Below are 16,509 nucleotides of genomic sequence, written 5' to 3' on the forward strand. Positions count from 1 at the left end.
CTCACCGAAAACATGAGGGGGCCCTCGAGTACGCTGGCAGAGCCAAACGTGAGGGACCCCTCCGATTGGCTGGTTCACTCGGTAGCGATCTGTTTCGAATATTTCGCGCCACCGGCACGTCACAAGGAGATGACCATGAACAGGTTCGTAAGGCGCGTCTCGGTTGCTGTTGCTTCCGCTGCGATCGCAGGCGGAGCCATCCTCGGCGCCGGAGGATCGGCGTCGGCGGCGACCTCCAGCCCCATCGACCACAACCGGTCCTCGATCGTCAATCCCGTGAACGACGGCGGCCGTGACGGCTACCAAGCAGTCCGGTACGGCCACGACGGGGGACGCAACGACGGCTGGGACGGATACCGTAGCTGGTACACGCACGACGGCCACCGGGACCACCACCACGGTTGGCACCACCAGAGCCACTACCGCTGGGACGGACACCGCCTCTACGTCTGGGACGACGGCCGATGGGTCGATGTGACGCCGTTCCACAACGGCAGCATTGACTTCTGGTACGTGGACCAGCTCTTGCAGGACCAGCGCTGATTCAGCTGCCCGGACAAGTGCCCGGCTTGCCCGTACCGGCCCGCCGGCGCGCACAGGCTCGCCCCGTCGTCGGTGGTCGCCGTCCGGTTGATGTACTGCGGCGCCAAGGCACAGTCGCCGAATGAGACTTGGCACGGTCGGGTGACCGCTCATCAAAGCGGCATCAGGACGCTGCGGTGAGATCGCCTCCTCCGGGCAGGGTCCGCAAAGGAACTGCTTTTTGCCGCCCTTCCTCTTCGGTGGTTCGTGCTGCGTCACGGTGACCGTTGTTGATCCGGCTCAAGGCCAGGTGCGAGCAGTCGGAGTGAGCGGTGAAGCAGACACCTCGGAGTGAAAGGCTGTGAAATCGTTGAGAACCGTGGTGTACGAGCTGCCCGTGCGGCTTGTCGTGTCACGTGACCTGTCAATGCCGTTGCCCATGGGGCTGCAGTACGAGGCGGGCGATCCCTACGCCGTCCGTGCCGCCCTTTACCCCCTCGGCCATGGCGGGACGGTTGAGTGGTTCTTCGGTCGTGACATGCTGGCTCAGGCCCTGCGGGGTCACGCCGGTCATGGCGACGTCCGGATGTGGTCGGGTGTGGGCGTCGGGCGCGATGTGCTGTACATCGCCCTCAGTCCGCCTGGGGGCTCAATCCTGCTCGAGGTCCCCGCGCAGGGCGTGGAATCCTTCCTGCGCGAAACGCAATCCGTCGTGCCGCCGGGGGCCGAGTCCGGCCAACTCGACCTGGATGCCGAGCTGGCACACCTGCTGGCGGGCAGCTGAACGCCTCCCGCACTACGCAGGCGCCGCCTCGGGCGCCGACGATCGTCGCGGAGAGTTTCACACGTACCCAGCACCTGTGACGCATTGGTGTGCCTGGCCGCCGACGACTGCGGTTTTGCCGAATCTGCCGGTACCAGCCGTTGCCGGTGCCGGCTCGTTTCGGCATCCGCCACCGAGGAGTGCAAACCGTCGCCGTCGAGCGACGGAGAAGTCGGTTTCCGGTCCGAGCCGTGCCCTGTGTGTGCCGTGTCGCATGTCGCCGCGCCCGCGGCGGCGGTCAGTCCTCCTCGTGGCACTCAGAGGATTCTTGCTCGCGGCACTCGAAGACGGACAGGGACTGCTCGACCTGGTGCGGAGTGAGCGGTGGCTCGGGCAGCTCGTGGGCCCCCTGGGGGCGGAACGCGTCGAGCATCAGGTGGAGGTGGCGGCGCCAGGCGTTGGGGGCGACGGTGCGGGTCGCCTGGATGATGCCTGCCTGGGACCAGATCACGAAGGCGAGGTCTTCCGGAGTGACGTCGTCGCGGAGCACACCCTGCTGACGGGCATTGCGGAAGAGCTGAGCGGACAGTTCCTGCGAGCGCTCATTGGCTTGCCCGCAGACCGCCCGGGTGGGCAACCGGGAGGAAATCAGGTCGTTAAAAGCGCGGTCACACGCCTGAAGTTCGCAGAGCCTCTCCAGGTAATAGCAGAACCCCTCCCAGGCGTCATCCATGGCGACGGCCGCTTCGGCGGCGTCGAGCAGATGGGCGAACTTCGCGGCGAAGAGCTCTTCGACCAGGGCGAGCCGGCTAGGGAAGTGCCGGTAGAGCGTTCCGATGGCGACGCCCGCCTGCCGGGCGACGCCCTCCAGGGACGCACCCAGGCCCTGCACCGCGAAGGCCTCGCGGGCGGCGGCCACAATCGCGTCCCGATTGCGCTGCGCATCACGGCGCAGCGTTTTGGCCGGAGCCTCGGGCGCGGGGAGGACCTGTTGCTGGCTCATGAGCCCAGACTAACATGAGGGCCCCCTCGAAATCGGAGTTGTGGCCTTAGACCGCAAGCTGCGGGTGCCGATTTACTCCGGTTATTTGGCGGAATTGGTGCAGTTGCCGCCTTCTCCGCGTTGAACCACTTCACAGTTCCGGTAGCCATGTCTTGCCTTCCAGCCGATGAACGCCCCCCACAACGTGCGGAAGGCAGAGGTGATCGCCCTGGTTCCTGCGGCACAGCACAGCAGAACGCCCACGCCGAAGACGTGGGCGAAGGGGAACTTCCGAACCATGACAGCTGACGCAGACGCCACACGCCCACACACCCTGTCACCAGAGGAAATGACCACGCGTCACACCCAGCTGCGATGTGCCGGCGGCCCGCCGGTACGGCGGACACACCCCCTCAGGCCGCGGGCGGACCGGACGCTTCTGCGGCACGGCGGTATTCGGCGTTGATGCGCTGGGCTTCTTCGAGCTGGTCTTCGAGGATGACGATCCGGCACGCGGCCTCGATGGGAGTGCCCTGGTCGACGAGCTCCCGGGCGCGGGCGGCGATGCGCAGTTGGTAACGGGAGTAGCGGCGGTGTCCGCCCTCGGAGCGCAGCGGGGTGATCAGGCGGGCTTCGCCGATGGCGCGGAGGAAGCCCTGGGTGGCGCCGAGCATCTCGGCGGCCCGACCCATGGTGTAGGCGGGGTAGTCGTCGTCGTCGAGACGGCCGAACGAGTCGTCTGCTGTCATTGCACCTCTCTGTGGAACACGCTGGAGGGGCCCTGGTGCCATGTGGCACCAGGGCCCCGAAGGAACTTCTACACCATCTGCCGGCCCTGGTACTGCGCCGGCCTTCTTGATCCGCACCAACTCACGGGGGATGAGAGCGTGTGCGGGGATCGCGGTTGCTTGACCGGAGACCACCTCACTATCGATGTCCTGCGGTACCCGGGCTCAGACTCCGCCCGGGCGATCCTGATGGCGCCTGGCTCCTCCGTTCTTTCCCTCTGGGATCAATCACTTACCTACTGCTGGTACTGCTCTCCTGCGTACAGCTGTGCGGCCCGTGACAGCGCCACTCTTCGGCAGCCAGCCCCGTCGCCCGTCCTGCGTCTGCTCTGGCTTAGAACCCCACTGCCGAACCTCCCGGTGCGCGCGTCCGCAGCCGACGCCTTCGCCGAGGTGCTGCTCACTGACTTCACTGCTGGGTACCGCGCACTGCACTTACTGGTACTGCCACTGCGGTTACCGCTCGTGGCGGCCCCTGATCACTGCGGGCCACCCGGTCCGGTCGTCAGCGCCGTCGCCGTCCTGCAACCGCTCTGGCTTCGGAACTCCACCACCGCACCGTCCTGCGCACTGCAACTGCGTGTACTGCTGCCCGCCAGTTCGTCCCTGCCGGACCCTGTTGATCTCGGCTACGAGAGAAACCATAACCACGCCACCACTCAATGTCTACTCCAGCCAACATAGATTTTTGAGTGTTCGACAGTGAGGTAATCGCCCTCGAACGGAGCAGGGCAGGGTCAACGGACCCCGGACCGGGCGCTGGTGCCGGAAGTTCCGGGCGTTCCTGCACGGCCGGGGATGGACGGCGCACGCCAAGGGGTCGAAGGCGTTGTTCGATCACTCGGGAGGGCTGGCCGTCCCTGCCCAGCGGCGCCGCCGGTGCTTATTGTGAAAGCACATGATCGACGTGGCGTCGTGGGCAGGTGGCATCGTGAACGTATCCGGGGTGGACTACGAGGCGGTATTCCAGGTCCTGCCGAGCGCGGTGGCCCTGTTCACCACGGACCTGGTGTACGTCGACGTCAATGAGGCGTTCCTGAGCAGCATGGGGCGTACCCGCGAGCAGGTGGTAGGGCGCTACCTGTGGGCTGCCTTCCCCGACGATCCCGAGGATGCCGTCGTGACCGGCATGCGCAAGCTGCGGGACTCGTTGCGGTGGGTGGCTGCCACCGGGGAGCGCGACGCCATGACGCTGCACCGCTACGACGTGGAGTACCCGGATCGGCCCGGGGTGTGGGAGGAGCGGTACTGGAGTCCGGTCAACGTCCCTGTCTTCGGCCCGGACGGGCGGGTGGCGCTGCTGCTGCACCGGGAGGAGGACATCACCGAGCTGATCCGCACCCTCACCGACCGAGGCACCGGTGACCGGCCGACGGTACTGGAAGCCGAGCTGTACACCCGGGCCGGGGAACTGCAGGGGGTCAACGAACGGCTGCGCGAGACCCACGCCTACGAACACGAAGTCGCTCTGAGGCTGCAAGAAGCGATGCTGCCCGCCCCCGGGCCTGTGAGGCATCACCGCGCGGCAGTGCGCTACCGCCCGGCGGTCGGGGGGGCTGAACGTGTGCGGGGACTGGTACGACCTCGTCGAACTGCCTGGCGACCGCGTCGCGGTGGCCGTCGGCGACGTCGTCGGTTGCGGCCTGGCCGCCGCTGCCGTCATGGGCCAGCTGCGTAGCGCCCTCAGCGCCGCTTCCCTCGTTGCTGACGGTCCCGCCCAGGCCCTGGAAGCCCTCGGCCTGTACGCCCGCTCGGTCGACGGCGCGGAATCGACAACAGCCATTTTGGCCATCGTCGACGGCACCAACCACACCATCGCCTACAGCAGCTCCGGCCACCCTCCACCGGCCCTGCTGCACCCCGACGGCACCGTGGACTTCCTCGACCAGGCCACCGACCCCCCACTCGGCGCCCGCCCCGAACACGCCCCCCGCCCCCAGGCCGAGACCACGTTCACCGAAGGGGCCACCCTTGTCCTGTACACCGACGGACTGATCGAACGCCGCCACGAGGACATCGACGCCGGCCTGACCCGGCTCGCCGACTCCCTCACACGCCACCAGGATGCCGACCCTGAAACGCTCGCCGACGCCCTCCTGGCCGACCTGACCCCACCAGCCGAGGCCACCGACGACACCGCCCTGGTCATCCTCCGCCTGTGACAGAGACGGCCAATGTTCTGCAACGGGCGCTCGCTGACGCGCAACGGCACCCCACTGACATGACAGTGGTACGGCGCCTGGCCGACGAGATGGTCGCGGCCGGCGCGAAACTGGCCACCGCACTCGAACTCGCCCCGGCCTACCTGCCCCACCGAAAAGTCGCCGACACGCCCGATACACGTACGACATCGGCTGCGACAAAGTCCATCAGAGTACGAAACCCTCGGCCTCACCGACGAAGGACATCTGACCTCGTTGGCGTGCAACAGGCGGTCGGTACCGAAGAGCTGGCTGTTCGTCACCCGGCCGCCGGGTCCTGCTCGGCCCAGATCGTCTTGCCGGTCTCCTCGTAGCGCGTGCCCCAGTGCTGGGCGAGGGAAGCGACGATGAACAGCCCGCGGCCCCCTTCGTCCTGAAGCCGGGCGTGGCGCAGGTGCGGAACCGTGTCAGCATCATCGGAGACCTCCGTGGACAAGGCGCGGTCCAGGATGAGGCGCAGCCTGATGGGCCCCTGGGCGTGGCGGATGACGTTGGTGGCCAGTTCGCTGACGATGAGGTCCGTGGTGGGGATGTGGTCGTCCAGGTCCCATCGCGTCAGGCACTCGCGGGCCGCGTGCCGGGCGTCGCTCACCGATTGGGCCTCGGCCGGGAAGATCCAGCTGCCGACGCGCGCGGGGGCGAGGCTGTGGGTCCTGGCCACCAGCAGGGCCGCTCCGTCCTGGAAGGGCTTGCGCAGCACCGTGTAGGCGATGGTGTCGCACACCTCTGCGGGGGCGACCGGGCGCGCCACCGCTTCGCGGATCCGGCTTAGGCGCTCGTCGGCCTCCGAGGGGTAGCGTCCGGAGACGCTGTCGGAGTAGAAGGTCAGCAGAGTGCCCTCCGGCAGTTCGCGTTCGCTCATCTCGTACGGGGCTCCGTGGCTCAGGGGCGCTCCTCGAGGAACCCCGAACTCGGTGACGGTTCCGTTGGGATGGGTGAGCAGCGGACCGTCCTGCCCTGCTGCGGCGACGGCGCAACGCCGGGTAACCGGATCGTACGCCGCGTACACGCAGTTGGCGGTGAGCGGCGGCCTGGCCTGGTGGAGAGTCCGTGGGTCGGCGCTGCGCTCGTGCGCCATCCGCTGGACCACGTCGTCGAGGTGGACGAGCAGTTCGTCCGGGGGCAGCTCCAGGCCGGCGAGCGTGGCGGCGGCGCTTCGCAGCCGACCCATCGTGGCGGAGGCATCGAGGCCCTCGCCGGGGACGAAGCCGATGACGAGGGCGACGCGCGCACACGCGAGTGGGATGACGTCGAACCAGTGCGCGCCGTACCGGCCAGGGAAGTAGCAGTGCGAGGAGTCCACGGCCGAGGTGGTGGGGGGCGCGTGAGGGAGGAGGCTCAGTTGCAGGGTGGTCGCGATGGCGTGCTCGCGGGTGAAGCGCCGGGCGTTGTCGATGCACAGCGCGGTGCGGCTGGCCAGCTGGGTGGCCAGTGCGAGGTCCTCCTCGTCAAAGGGGTCGGGACGGGAGCGGTCACGGTAGAAGCTGACCAGGCCCATGACCAGCCCGTGCACGCGGGGCGACGATGAGCGAGTGGATGCCGGCCCGGGCGATGTACTCCGCCCGCGCCGGGTCGTGGGCAAGCCACGCGCCCGCCTTGTTCACTGGATCCACCAGACGCGGACGCAGGTCGGCCAGAGCCTGTGTGTAAGGGGTGGGGAACGCGTAGTAGCTGGCTGCTCCCACGGGATAGGCCCCGTACTGCCCTTCGCGCGCTCGGAAGGCAGCCCGCCGCATGGGCAGGCTGCTCCTCACAGGGCTGAGAGGGGCGTCACCAGTAAGGACGGACTCGAGCAGGTCCACGGCCACGGCGTCGGCAAATTCGGGGAAGACCACCTCGGCAAGCTCCTGAGCAGTCCGCAGTGAGTCGAGGGTGTTGCCGATTCGAGCGCGGGCGGTGCTCAGCAGTTCCAGCCCCCGGCGGTTCTTCATGGAGACGGAGACGTCGTGGATCATTCCCGCGGCGCCGACGATTCGGTGGGAGCCGTCCTGCAGCCGGTAGCCGGTCACCGAGTAGTCGTGCCGGTGCTCGGGGTCGGCCCCCGTGTATCCGACGACGTGCTGGTCGCGGACGGTATCGCTCCCCAGTGCCTCACGGATCACCGCCGACATCGGGATGCCGGTGTCCAGGTCTGCAAGGGGGGTGCCTACCACCGAGCTGCGAGGAAGGCCACGCATGCCCAGCGCCGCGGGATTGGCCCGCAGCACCAGCAGGTCCGTGTCGTAGACCTCGAGCCCCGCCTCGGCCTGCTCGAACAGGGCCTTCTCGAACCATTCCCCGCGGCCGGGGCTCATGAGCCCGTGCGGAGGCGGGCCGTGGCTCCTGTGTCCCTCCGGGGCCCGCGACACAGGCGGCACGTGGCTGTCGGGCCAGCACAACCCGTGGCGGGACCGGCATCCCTCAGGCTCCTGGCGCCCGGCGTCCGCAGGACAGATGCCCGGTACCGCCGTGGGCAGGGTCGCGGGCGTGGGCCTGGGTCTGCGACGGGCCGGCTGGTCGGCTTGTTCCCGCAGCTCCAACGTGATGACCTGGTGTTCACCCGTCGAGTGAAAATGGCCATGTGCTGCCTCGGCTCTTGTTTCGCGGGCAGTCCCGCCGTAAGTACGACATTCCTTTGGACCAAGCCGCGCCTTTTACCATCAATGCACCACAGGGGTGAACGCGCCAGCTGGTCGCACAGTTCGCTCCTTGTTCCCCCAATGCAGAGCGTTCAGCGGCCCTACGCAATGGCCTCCTCGCTTGCGAGTGCCTTGGGGATCTGTGAGCTTGCGGTACGGCCCGGCTGGCAAGGTCGGGGCGTCAGCGCCCGCATCCCTGCGCCGCGCTCCCCGGCCACAGAGCGGATCGCATGCCCGGTTGCGCCGCCAATACTCAAGAGACTCGTTAGATCTGGCAAGTCGCGTGCAGGCCGCTGATCTCGAAGAACCTGACTATCCGGCCGTGGATGCACGTGATACGCAGTGAGCCATCGTGTTCACGGATGCGTTTCGTGATCGCCACGATCATGCCCAGTCCCAAGGAGCGGCCGGTTTCGGGTGAAGAGGCGAACCCACAGCCGAGCCGGACGGCGAATGGCTCCGACGGCAGTGTCTTCGGCCGTCGGAGCCCTGGGTGTGTCCCGCCGGGATCCGTCAGGTGGTGGTCGCCGGGTGCGGGTCGCCGAGGTACGGGAACCGGTCCAGGGTGTCGGTGTGCGCAGTCAGACCGGTGGGCGGCGCTTGGTTCTTGGTGAGGAAGGCGACCCGGATGTCGATGACGTCTTCCGCGAATGTCCGGCCGTTCGGGTACGCGGCAGGCTTGGACGGGTCGAAGTGCAGCACGTCCGGCAGCAGGCCGTGCTCGTCGAGCGCGGTGATCGCCTCCTCACGCGAGTAGCCGCCGGTGTGGCCCAACAGGTGGACGAACTGGTCCGTCCACCTGGCCCGGTCGTTGACCGGCTCGCCGGCGTTGTACTCCTCCTTCGTGTCGTCGGTGTTGAAGAAGCTGCTCATCGACGGGTGCCCGGCCCGGTCCGCGTGGACGAGTTCGCCGTCGCGCAGGACGCTGCACCGGCCCCAGATGTGCAGCTCGGTCTTGGGGGCCAGCTCCGCGGTCGGCAGTTCGATGGCCATGGAGAAGACGTTGGCCGTGCTGTTCGAGTCGACGCCGGTCCAAGGGGACTTTCCGCCCAGATGCGGCGCGGTGAAATTCCGGTTGCCGCTGGTGTCGAACAGATCCTTGATTCCGTCGAAGTCGAAGAAAAAGGCGTCGCTGCGGCTGCCGGCGGCCACCTTGTAGTCACCGCTGTCGACCACGTCGGCCCGGGGACCGAAGGAGACGGCGGCATCCGACACGATCTTGGTGCCGACCGCCTCGGGCCTGCGGGACTCCGTGCCGGTTGCCATGAAGACGCTGTAGGTCTGCGAGCCGTCGGCTGCCGGCGGGCCGAAGACCCAGCTGAAGGCGACGTCGGTCAGGTAGTCGCCGTCGTTGTCGACGTTCAGGCGGTAAACGGCGTCGGGGTGCAGGGCATCGGCGTTGGGATTGGCGTTGAGGATGAGAACGGTCCTGCTCGGATCGCCGGGAGCCCCGAAGGCGTACAGATCGCACAGATCGAGACGCTGGTCGCCGAGTGGTGGCCCAAGGCTGAGGCCGGTGAAGTGGTTGGACATGTCAGGCCCTTCCATTGCTCGCCCGCCGGAAAAAGCCACTAGAACGCTCGAACGGCCGTTCTGGGCACGTGAGATACACACATCTGGGCGGTGCGTCCACGCTAGCCGCCACAGGATTCCGTCCGTCGAGGGCGGAGGTACAGCCGGCAAACAACGCTCGAATGGGTCACCGACAGGCGAGCCGGGCCTGGGCGCACCTCCCACAGTGAGCACATCAGCCGGACGCGGCTCGCCCCCAGGCTGCTGCGCTTCCACCGGTTCGCCGGGGTCAGCGCCCCCTGCTCACCGCGCATCAGCGGGGCGGCGTTCACCCAGATGCGATGGTGGTTCCACGCACAGTGATACCGCGCACATCGGCGGCGAGCGTCTGGGGCGGTTGCTGCCAAGCAGGCGCTCCCCTGCCCGTCAGGACAACATGCAGCCCCTCGCCGCCCACATGCGCGCCGATTTCCCTCTGGAAGCACTGGAGATGGCCATGTGAGGGCGTGAAACCAAGGAGCAATCGGGCCTGATTCATCCCAGCGACCGCGCTCCCCCGAGGCCCACTCGTGCCCTTCAAGAAGACCGTCGCACGATCGGGCCTCCTTGCGTGTCTCGCCCGCGCGGCCGGCCGGTAAAGCGGACGATAATCATCCCCATCGGGTGGCCGCCAGGGCGTCCCCGGCCCCGACTCATCGAGATCCCGCTGCAGGTCAGGCCGCCAGACTGGTCCACATCCCGCATCGTCGGAAATTATTGACCGATCGTTCCGTCTGGTGTTCACTGTCGGGTATTGACGCAGGCGCCGCTCTGGCCCTGCCGCGCGTGCGGGCGGGCGGGCGGGTCGATGTAATGACCGGGGCGTCGCACGGAGGCCGACGGCCGCCCCGTCCCACCGGTTGCGTCCGCTGGCGGCCGGGGCACACCGGTCCGACCACGAAGCGTCTCGCACTTGGCCTGCCGGGCATCGGCGACCTCGAACCGCGCCGCCTGCCGACAGCCGTACGGGATCCCGTCCAACGGCAGCACCAGCGGGCCTGCGGTGGCGAGAGCAGTACAGGCCGCGAAAGTACGCGCTGGGTAGGACGCGTTACGGGGCCACCACCAGGGTCTGAGGGGCGAGTGCCTTCATCTGCATGCGTAGCCAGCCGAGTTGTGTGCCGGTGTCAGGACTGCAGTCGCTGACTGCGTGGATGAGGTCTCGATCGCGAACGGCGTGGGCTGCCTGCCCGATGAGTTGCCAGGTGATGTCGACGAGCGTGGCCAGCTGGTAGAGGTCTTGCAGGTCGCGCAACAGACCGGCTGGGCCGGTCCGCACAGCGGTCAGCCCTTGCGCGTGGAGGCGTTCGGGCGCGAGCTCGCTCGGATCTTCGTATCGTGCTCGGATGTGGGCGAGTGTCTCGGCATGCTCAGCGCACTGTCCGTAGAAGCGAGCGGTGGTCCAATGCACGTCGGCGTCGGCCGCGTGGCCCTCGGAGACCAGCTCGTAGCTGTGTCCCAGGGTCTTTTCGGCCGTCTGCAGGAAGTCGAGGTAAGTGATGAGGTGCATGGTGTCCCTACTTCTGTGCCGTGCCGTCCAGAGGACGCACCGGTGCTGAGGCCGTGGTGGTGGGAGCGGGCGCGGGTCCGTGGCCGGCGCTGATCCGTTGCAGAGCGACTGCAGCGACTTTGAACTCCGGCTGTTTGGAAACCGGATCCCATCCAGTGACTGTGAGCTCGTTGGCGGCGGTGTCAGTGCCTCCGTAGTGCCAGGGGGCGAACACCACCCCTTCTCGGGTGTGGGAAATCCGGGCGGGTGCCTGGATGCTGCCGCGCCGCGAGGTGACGCGCACAATGTCGCCTTCGCTGATGCCGAGTCGCTGGGCGTCGGGCTCGGAGATTTCCACCCACATCGAGGGCGCTGCGTCGTTGAGTTGGGGGCTGCGGCTGGTCTTGGTACGTGTGTGCCAGTGGTACAGGGTGCGGCCGGTGGTGAACCGTAGTGGATAGGCAGCGTCTGGCTCTTCGAACGGTGGCTCGTAGGCAGTTGTCTTCAAAATGGCGCGTCCGTCGGCTCCTTGTGCCAGGTAGGTGTCCTGCCCTACGGGCGCACCTGTGGCAAGGTCGTGCCCATAGGACTCGCAAATATCCGGGTTTGTGTTGAACTGCCCATTGGTGTAGAGCCGTTCGCTCCCATCGGGCGTGGCACTGGTACAGGGCCACTGGATGCCGCCTACTTCGTGCAGCTTTTCGTAGCTAAGCCCCGTGTAGTCGCACGGTCGTCCGGCGCTGGCTGCCTTCCACGCCTCGAAGGCCTGCTTGGGTGTGTCCCATGAGGGCAGCGGATGGTTCTCCTTATCAGTCAGCCCCATCAGTCGGGCGTAGTCGACGAAGATTTCCATGTCGCCGCGGGCTTGACCCGGTGGTTCGACGGCTTTTTCTTGCAGGTGCACGGTCCTGTCCACGTTGGTGAACGTTCCGGTCTTTTCTGCCCACAGGGCCGCAGGCAGCACCACGTCAGCTAGTTCGGTGGTTTCGGTGCGGTAGCCGTCGGAGACCACTACGAAGCACTGGTCGCCCGAGAGAATGCGTCGGATGCGTGCGAGATCTGGCATGGATACGGCTGGGTTGGTGGCGGCGATCCAGAGGAATCCGACGGAGCCTTGTTCGGCGTAGCGGAAGATGGTGTTGCTGTCCGTGGGGGCGGCCCAGTGCGGGATTACGATCGGGTCCACGTTCCACAATTCGGCCAGTTCCCGTACGTGGTGTGGGTTCTCCCAGTTGCGGAATCCTGGAAGCGCTGGGCCGCAACCGGCCTCGCGGTTGTTCTGCGCTGAGGGCTGGCCGTTCATCTGCAGAATGCCCGCGCCCGGTCTCCCGAGCATGCCACGCAGCAGGTGGAGATTGTTGACCTGGCAGGCGGCTGCGGTGGCTTGGTGTGACTGGTAGAAGCCCATGGAGCAGGTCGACACGACGCGGCTGCTTGAGCCGAAGATTTCTGCTGCCGCTTCGATGTCCCTGGCCGGAACGCCGCAAATCTCGGCGGCCCACTCCGGGGTGGTCTCGCGGGTGCGCTGATCCAGCTGGTCGAAGCCCACGGTGTGGGTGTCTACGTAGTTGGTGTCGACCCAGCCCTTGGCAATTAGCTCGTGGACGAGGGCGTTCATCAGAGCGAGATTGGTACCGTTGCGGATCGGCAGGTGAACGGTGGCACGCTCGGCCACTTTGGTCCGTCGGGGATCTGCACACACCAGCCTCGGTGGTTCCGTGGCGTCCAGGCGGTCGAGCATTCGTGCCCACAGTACGCTCTGGGTTTCCGCGACGTTGTGGCCGAAGAGGAAGAGCGCGTCGCAGTGGTCAATGTCCGTGTAGGAACCTGGCTGACCGTCCGTGCCGAAGGACTCCTGGAACGCGGCGGCCGCGGTGGCGGTGCACAGGCGCGTGTTTCCGTCCATGTGCGGCGTGCCGATTCCCCCCTTTCCGATCACCGCCAGGGTGTAGTACTCCTCGATCGTCAGCTGGCCAGAGGTGTAGAAGGCGTGGCTCAGCGGTCCCTTGGTGTCCAGGAGTGCCCGCGATCGCTCGACGACCCTGCCCATGGCGGTGTCCCAGTCGGTCTCGATCAACCGGCCCTCTTCACGGATCAGCGGTGTGGTCAAGCGATCGCGCTGCTCGCCCTGCCACCCGTAGAGGCCTTTGGGCCCCAGTCGCCCGTGATTGATCCGGTCCTCGGCACGGCCTCGGACTCCGACCATCCGGCCGTCGCGCACCGCCACCTCCAGTCCGCACCCGTTGGAGCACAGCAGGCACGCTCCCCGCACCCATTTTTCGACGTCGGCCTCGCCGATACCGTCCAGCAGGAATTGGTCGACCCTCTTCGGCCACGGGCTTCCCGCGGTGTGCGGGGTGCGAGTTCCCCAGATGTCCGAGATGCGATCGCTTTGCATGTCCCACAGTCCTTTCGTGCCGTGCTGTTCTCGCTGCGACCTGTGCCCGCAGCGGCCGTCGGTCAGCTCTCTGCATGCGCACTGCTCGCCGGCTCCGGTCTGTCGCCGCGCCTCAGGAAGGATCTGCACATGGCGACAGCGATAACGACCCACGCAGCGAACCCGAACCACACCTCGACCCGGGCAATATTGACCATGAAGGCGAGTCCGGTCGTCCGACCGTAGGTAGCGCTCGCCGCTGCATATATGCCGAGAGGGAAGACCATGCTCCACAGGGCGGGTTCGTATTCCACTCGCTCTCGGTCCACCAGGTGGCGCCGCACCGCGAAGGCCAGCAGCAGGGGAATCCACCACGTTCCGAAGGCCCACAGCACGAAGGCGAGCCCGGAGACCACTTGTTTGGTCGCGACCAGGACGGGCAGCGTCGGCGGAAGGTCCAGGATCTTGGCTCCGGCGAGCACGCTGATGGCCGTGGCCCCCATGTAAACCCAGTAGGTGGGGCTCAGAGCGTGTGGGGCGACCGGAGAGTCAAGCAGGCGGACGGTGACCAGGCCGACCAGCATCAGGTAGAGAACGACAGCCACACCCCAGAAGGCCACTGCCAACGGCGCCAGGGAGGCGGTGAGGCTAGGCTCCACCGCGGCTACGGTGGCAGCAGCAGCAGCCAGGGATTGTGTACCGACGACCCACATGAACCAGCTGCCATCGGTTTTGGGCAGCACCGGTGCTTGGCGTTGGCCCACCACCATCGCACCGGGGACGACATAGGTGACTACCAGCCAGATGGGGACAGTGGTCAGCCCAAGTACCGCGCAGGTCAAAGGATGATCCTCGGCCAGCCGCATGCCGACCACGTTGGGAGCGGCCACCAGGGTGAAGTAGCCGAAGCCGCGGGAGGGGTTCTGCACGTCGTCGATTACCCGTTGAGGGAAGCGCACGGCACGCCAGGTGTACGTCACTATCAGCACAGCCAGGGCAAGGATCGCCAGCATCAGGAGCACAGTGGAGAGCGCGTGGGCCCCGAAGAGTTCCAGCCCCGTGGATACGATCCCGGTTGCCATGACGAGAGCTGCGTAGCCCGGGTGCAGGTCGGCGATCTCTTGGCGGAGGCGGTAGTGCGCAGCAGCCCTATGGACCATCGACGGGAACCTTCTGGGCTAGGCGGTTCTACGCAAGGATTATGCGTCTTTTGCCCAGATATTTCACGCGACTCTCCGCATCGGAATGTGAGCATCACGGCCCCGCATCCGGTGTCGCGTGAACGACGTCCGACAGCGGAGCAGGCGGGCGTCGTCCGCTTCCTTGGCCTGCCTCCTATTGCGTCAGGAGATGGGACGCCGCCCTTGCGACGGCTCGCCGGGCTCGAACGAGGTCGACTCGCAGCGGCTGCCCGTCGGCGATAACCTGCTCACCGGCGACCCAGACGCTGCGAACCGCCCGCGATCCCGCTGCCCACACCAGGTTGGCAATCAATTGCTCGTCGGGCACGTTCAGCCCTGCGGCGAAGGACGGTCCGTCCACGCCGACGTGCACCATGTCGGCCCACGTGCCTGGGCAAAGCGCGCCGATGTCCTTTCGCCCGAGGGCGGCGGCGCCTCCACGGGTCGCCATCATCAATGCGGCCGGAGCGGTCAAGGCCATGGGATCCTCGGTAGTTACCCGGGCCAGCATCATGGCGATCCGCATCTCTTCCCATAGGTCGAGATCATCGTTGCTCGCCGGGCCGTCCGTGCCCAGTCCGACTGAGACGGACGCCGCCCGCAAAGCGGTGAGTCCGGCGACCCCTGAAGCCAGCTTTGCGTTGGACCCCGGGCAGTGTGCGACTCCAGCGCCGTAGTCGGCCAGGAGCCGAATGTCGTGCACCGACAGGTGCACGGAGTGTGCCGCCAGCAGTCGCCCATTCAGCAGCCCCGTCTCCTCGAGCAGTCGCGGAACAGAACCGTGAGCGGCACGCTGCTTCTGATCCTCACTCAGGGACTCAGCGACATGGATGTGGACGAGGGCTCCGCGAGCGGAGGCCGATTCTGCCGTCGCACGCAGCGCCTCGACGGGGAGGGTGTATGCGGAGTGTGGGCCGTAGCACAACTCGATGCGATCACCCGGCCCGAACTGCATACCGTCCGCGTCGATCCACTTGTCGATGCGTGCCACCGCACTCTGCCAGTGCGCACCCGGCAGGTCGAAGTAGGCGGGCGCCATAAGTATTCGGCTGCCGGCCGTAAGGGCAGCCTGAACCACGGCCTCAGCGTGTAGGTACATCTCCGCACTGGTAGTGACACCGTGCTGCAGCATCTCAACGCAGCCCAGCAACATACCGGCATACGCATCCTCTGGACGCATCCGCGCCTCGGCGGGCCATATGACGTCGTTCAGCCAGGACATCAAAGGCAGGTCTCCCCCGGCGCCGCGCAGTGGCGTCATGGCGCTGTGCGCGTGCGCATTGACCAGCCCAGGCATGAGGATCCCGGTCAGCTGCGTTACAGCTTGTCCGTTGGACGGGGGCGCGTCGGCGCGAGGCCCGCAGTAGGCGACGCGACCGTCGGCCCCCACATCGACGACGCCGTCCCGGACTACGGAGCAGCTAGCGTCCATGGGCAGAACAATGGGGGCGTAATAACGACGTGCGGGCTGCAATGTCACTCTCTTCATGGGAGGTTCACCAGCCATGCTCGTTGCGGGGCCGGGCGGATCGGTCGGCATTCTGGATGGACGAATCTCCCTCCGTGGGGTCGACATCTTTGAACTGGGCGCACCACGCCACGCGTCCCACCGCCCCGGTGGTCAGGCGCCTCGCGTGGCTTGAACGCGTCCGCAAAGATCTCTTGGCTCGCGCTCGCAACGATGTGTTTCAGCGCGCAATCAGCTCCCACCCCCACTGCTTCGGTTTGCGGCGACATCTACGGGCTCCCCCGTCAGGGTGCCTCCGCAGGGGTAGGTGCTGGCCACGACAAAACCATCGATGGCCCCGAACGCATCCCGCATCGCAGAGACGTCATGCGTGCTGTCGGCCACGCTCGAACTGGGCATATCAGCATCTGGCGCTGGCATAACCTCGCCGCGCGCAGTCTGGATCAGCACCGGCCGGGTGATCCCCCGCGCCACAAGATTCACCTTCATGATCGGTCTGAGCTACGGCGCCCAGTGGCGCCGCTATTGACCATAAAGCTCATCGGACACTATGTCCAACGCGATGTTCT

11 protein-coding genes and 1 pseudogene are annotated in these 16,509 nt (G+C 66.9%); 3 read left to right on the top strand and 9 right to left on the bottom strand.

Going from position 1 to position 16,509, the window contains the following annotated elements; translation table 11 throughout:
- Window positions 1-135 precede the first annotated feature (135 nt).
- Together OG963_RS01035 and OG963_RS01040 are read left to right on the top strand one after the other, a co-directional pair.
- Window positions 136-543 carry a hypothetical protein gene (locus OG963_RS01035; protein ID WP_371798164.1) on the top strand — a complete coding sequence of 136 codons (408 nt, stop codon included), beginning with the start codon at window positions 136-138 and terminating at the stop codon, window positions 541-543.
- A gap of 358 nt (window positions 544-901) precedes the next feature.
- Window positions 902-1,306, top strand: a complete 405-nt coding sequence (locus OG963_RS01040) for an SsgA family sporulation/cell division regulator (RefSeq protein WP_371798165.1) — start codon at window positions 902-904, stop codon at window positions 1,304-1,306.
- 277 nt (window positions 1,307-1,583) lie between these two features.
- On the opposite strand, the gene OG963_RS01045 is transcribed toward OG963_RS01040, so the two are convergent.
- Together OG963_RS01045 and OG963_RS01050 are read right to left on the bottom strand one after the other, a co-directional pair.
- Window positions 1,584-2,288 carry a TetR/AcrR family transcriptional regulator gene (locus OG963_RS01045; RefSeq protein WP_371798166.1) on the bottom strand — a complete coding sequence of 235 codons (705 nt, stop codon included), beginning with the start codon at window positions 2,286-2,288 and terminating at the stop codon, window positions 1,584-1,586.
- Between the two features lie 392 nt (window positions 2,289-2,680).
- Window positions 2,681-3,016 carry a MerR family transcriptional regulator gene (locus OG963_RS01050; RefSeq protein WP_371798167.1) on the bottom strand — a complete coding sequence of 112 codons (336 nt, stop codon included), beginning with the start codon at window positions 3,014-3,016 and terminating at the stop codon, window positions 2,681-2,683.
- 937 nt (window positions 3,017-3,953) lie between these two features.
- Between OG963_RS01050 and OG963_RS01055 the strand changes: the two are divergent.
- Window positions 3,954-5,217 (top strand): annotated as a pseudogene (locus OG963_RS01055) (PP2C family protein-serine/threonine phosphatase).
- 298 nt (window positions 5,218-5,515) lie between these two features.
- On the opposite strand, the gene OG963_RS01060 reads toward OG963_RS01055, so the two are convergent.
- The 7 genes from OG963_RS01060 to OG963_RS01090 form a co-directional block, all read right to left on the bottom strand.
- On the bottom strand, window positions 5,516-6,769 hold the full coding sequence (locus OG963_RS01060) for a SpoIIE family protein phosphatase (protein WP_371798168.1): 1,254 nt from the start codon (window positions 6,767-6,769) through the stop codon (window positions 5,516-5,518).
- Window positions 6,729-7,550: a PAS domain-containing protein gene (locus OG963_RS01065; protein ID WP_371798169.1), complete on the bottom strand. Its 822-nt coding sequence runs from the start codon at window positions 7,548-7,550 to the stop codon at window positions 6,729-6,731. Before OG963_RS01065 ends, OG963_RS01060 begins: the two co-directional genes overlap by 41 nt.
- 837 nt (window positions 7,551-8,387) lie before the next feature.
- Window positions 8,388-9,407 carry a DUF4331 family protein gene (locus tag OG963_RS01070; RefSeq protein WP_371798170.1) on the bottom strand — a complete coding sequence of 340 codons (1,020 nt, stop codon included), beginning with the start codon at window positions 9,405-9,407 and terminating at the stop codon, window positions 8,388-8,390.
- Window positions 9,408-10,476: 1,069 nt separating this feature from the next.
- Window positions 10,477-10,935, bottom strand: coding sequence for a hypothetical protein (locus OG963_RS01075; RefSeq protein WP_352307172.1), 459 nt, complete (start codon window positions 10,933-10,935; stop codon window positions 10,477-10,479).
- 7 nt (window positions 10,936-10,942) lie between these two features.
- Complete coding sequence (locus OG963_RS01080; RefSeq protein WP_371798171.1) at window positions 10,943-13,312, bottom strand: molybdopterin oxidoreductase family protein; 2,370 nt, start codon at window positions 13,310-13,312, stop codon at window positions 10,943-10,945.
- A 62-nt stretch (window positions 13,313-13,374) separates the two neighbouring features.
- A complete protein-coding gene (locus OG963_RS01085; protein WP_352307169.1) occupies window positions 13,375-14,451 on the bottom strand; it encodes a tellurite resistance/C4-dicarboxylate transporter family protein in 1,077 nt (358 codons plus the stop codon).
- A 175-nt stretch (window positions 14,452-14,626) separates the two neighbouring features.
- Complete coding sequence (locus tag OG963_RS01090; protein ID WP_371798172.1) at window positions 14,627-15,769, bottom strand: amidohydrolase family protein; 1,143 nt, start codon at window positions 15,767-15,769, stop codon at window positions 14,627-14,629.
- Between the last annotated feature and the right edge of the window lie 740 nt (window positions 15,770-16,509).

It is taken from the genome of Streptomyces sp. NBC_01707, assembly GCF_041438805.1.
Classification (GTDB): Bacteria; Actinomycetota; Actinomycetes; order Streptomycetales; family Streptomycetaceae; genus Streptomyces.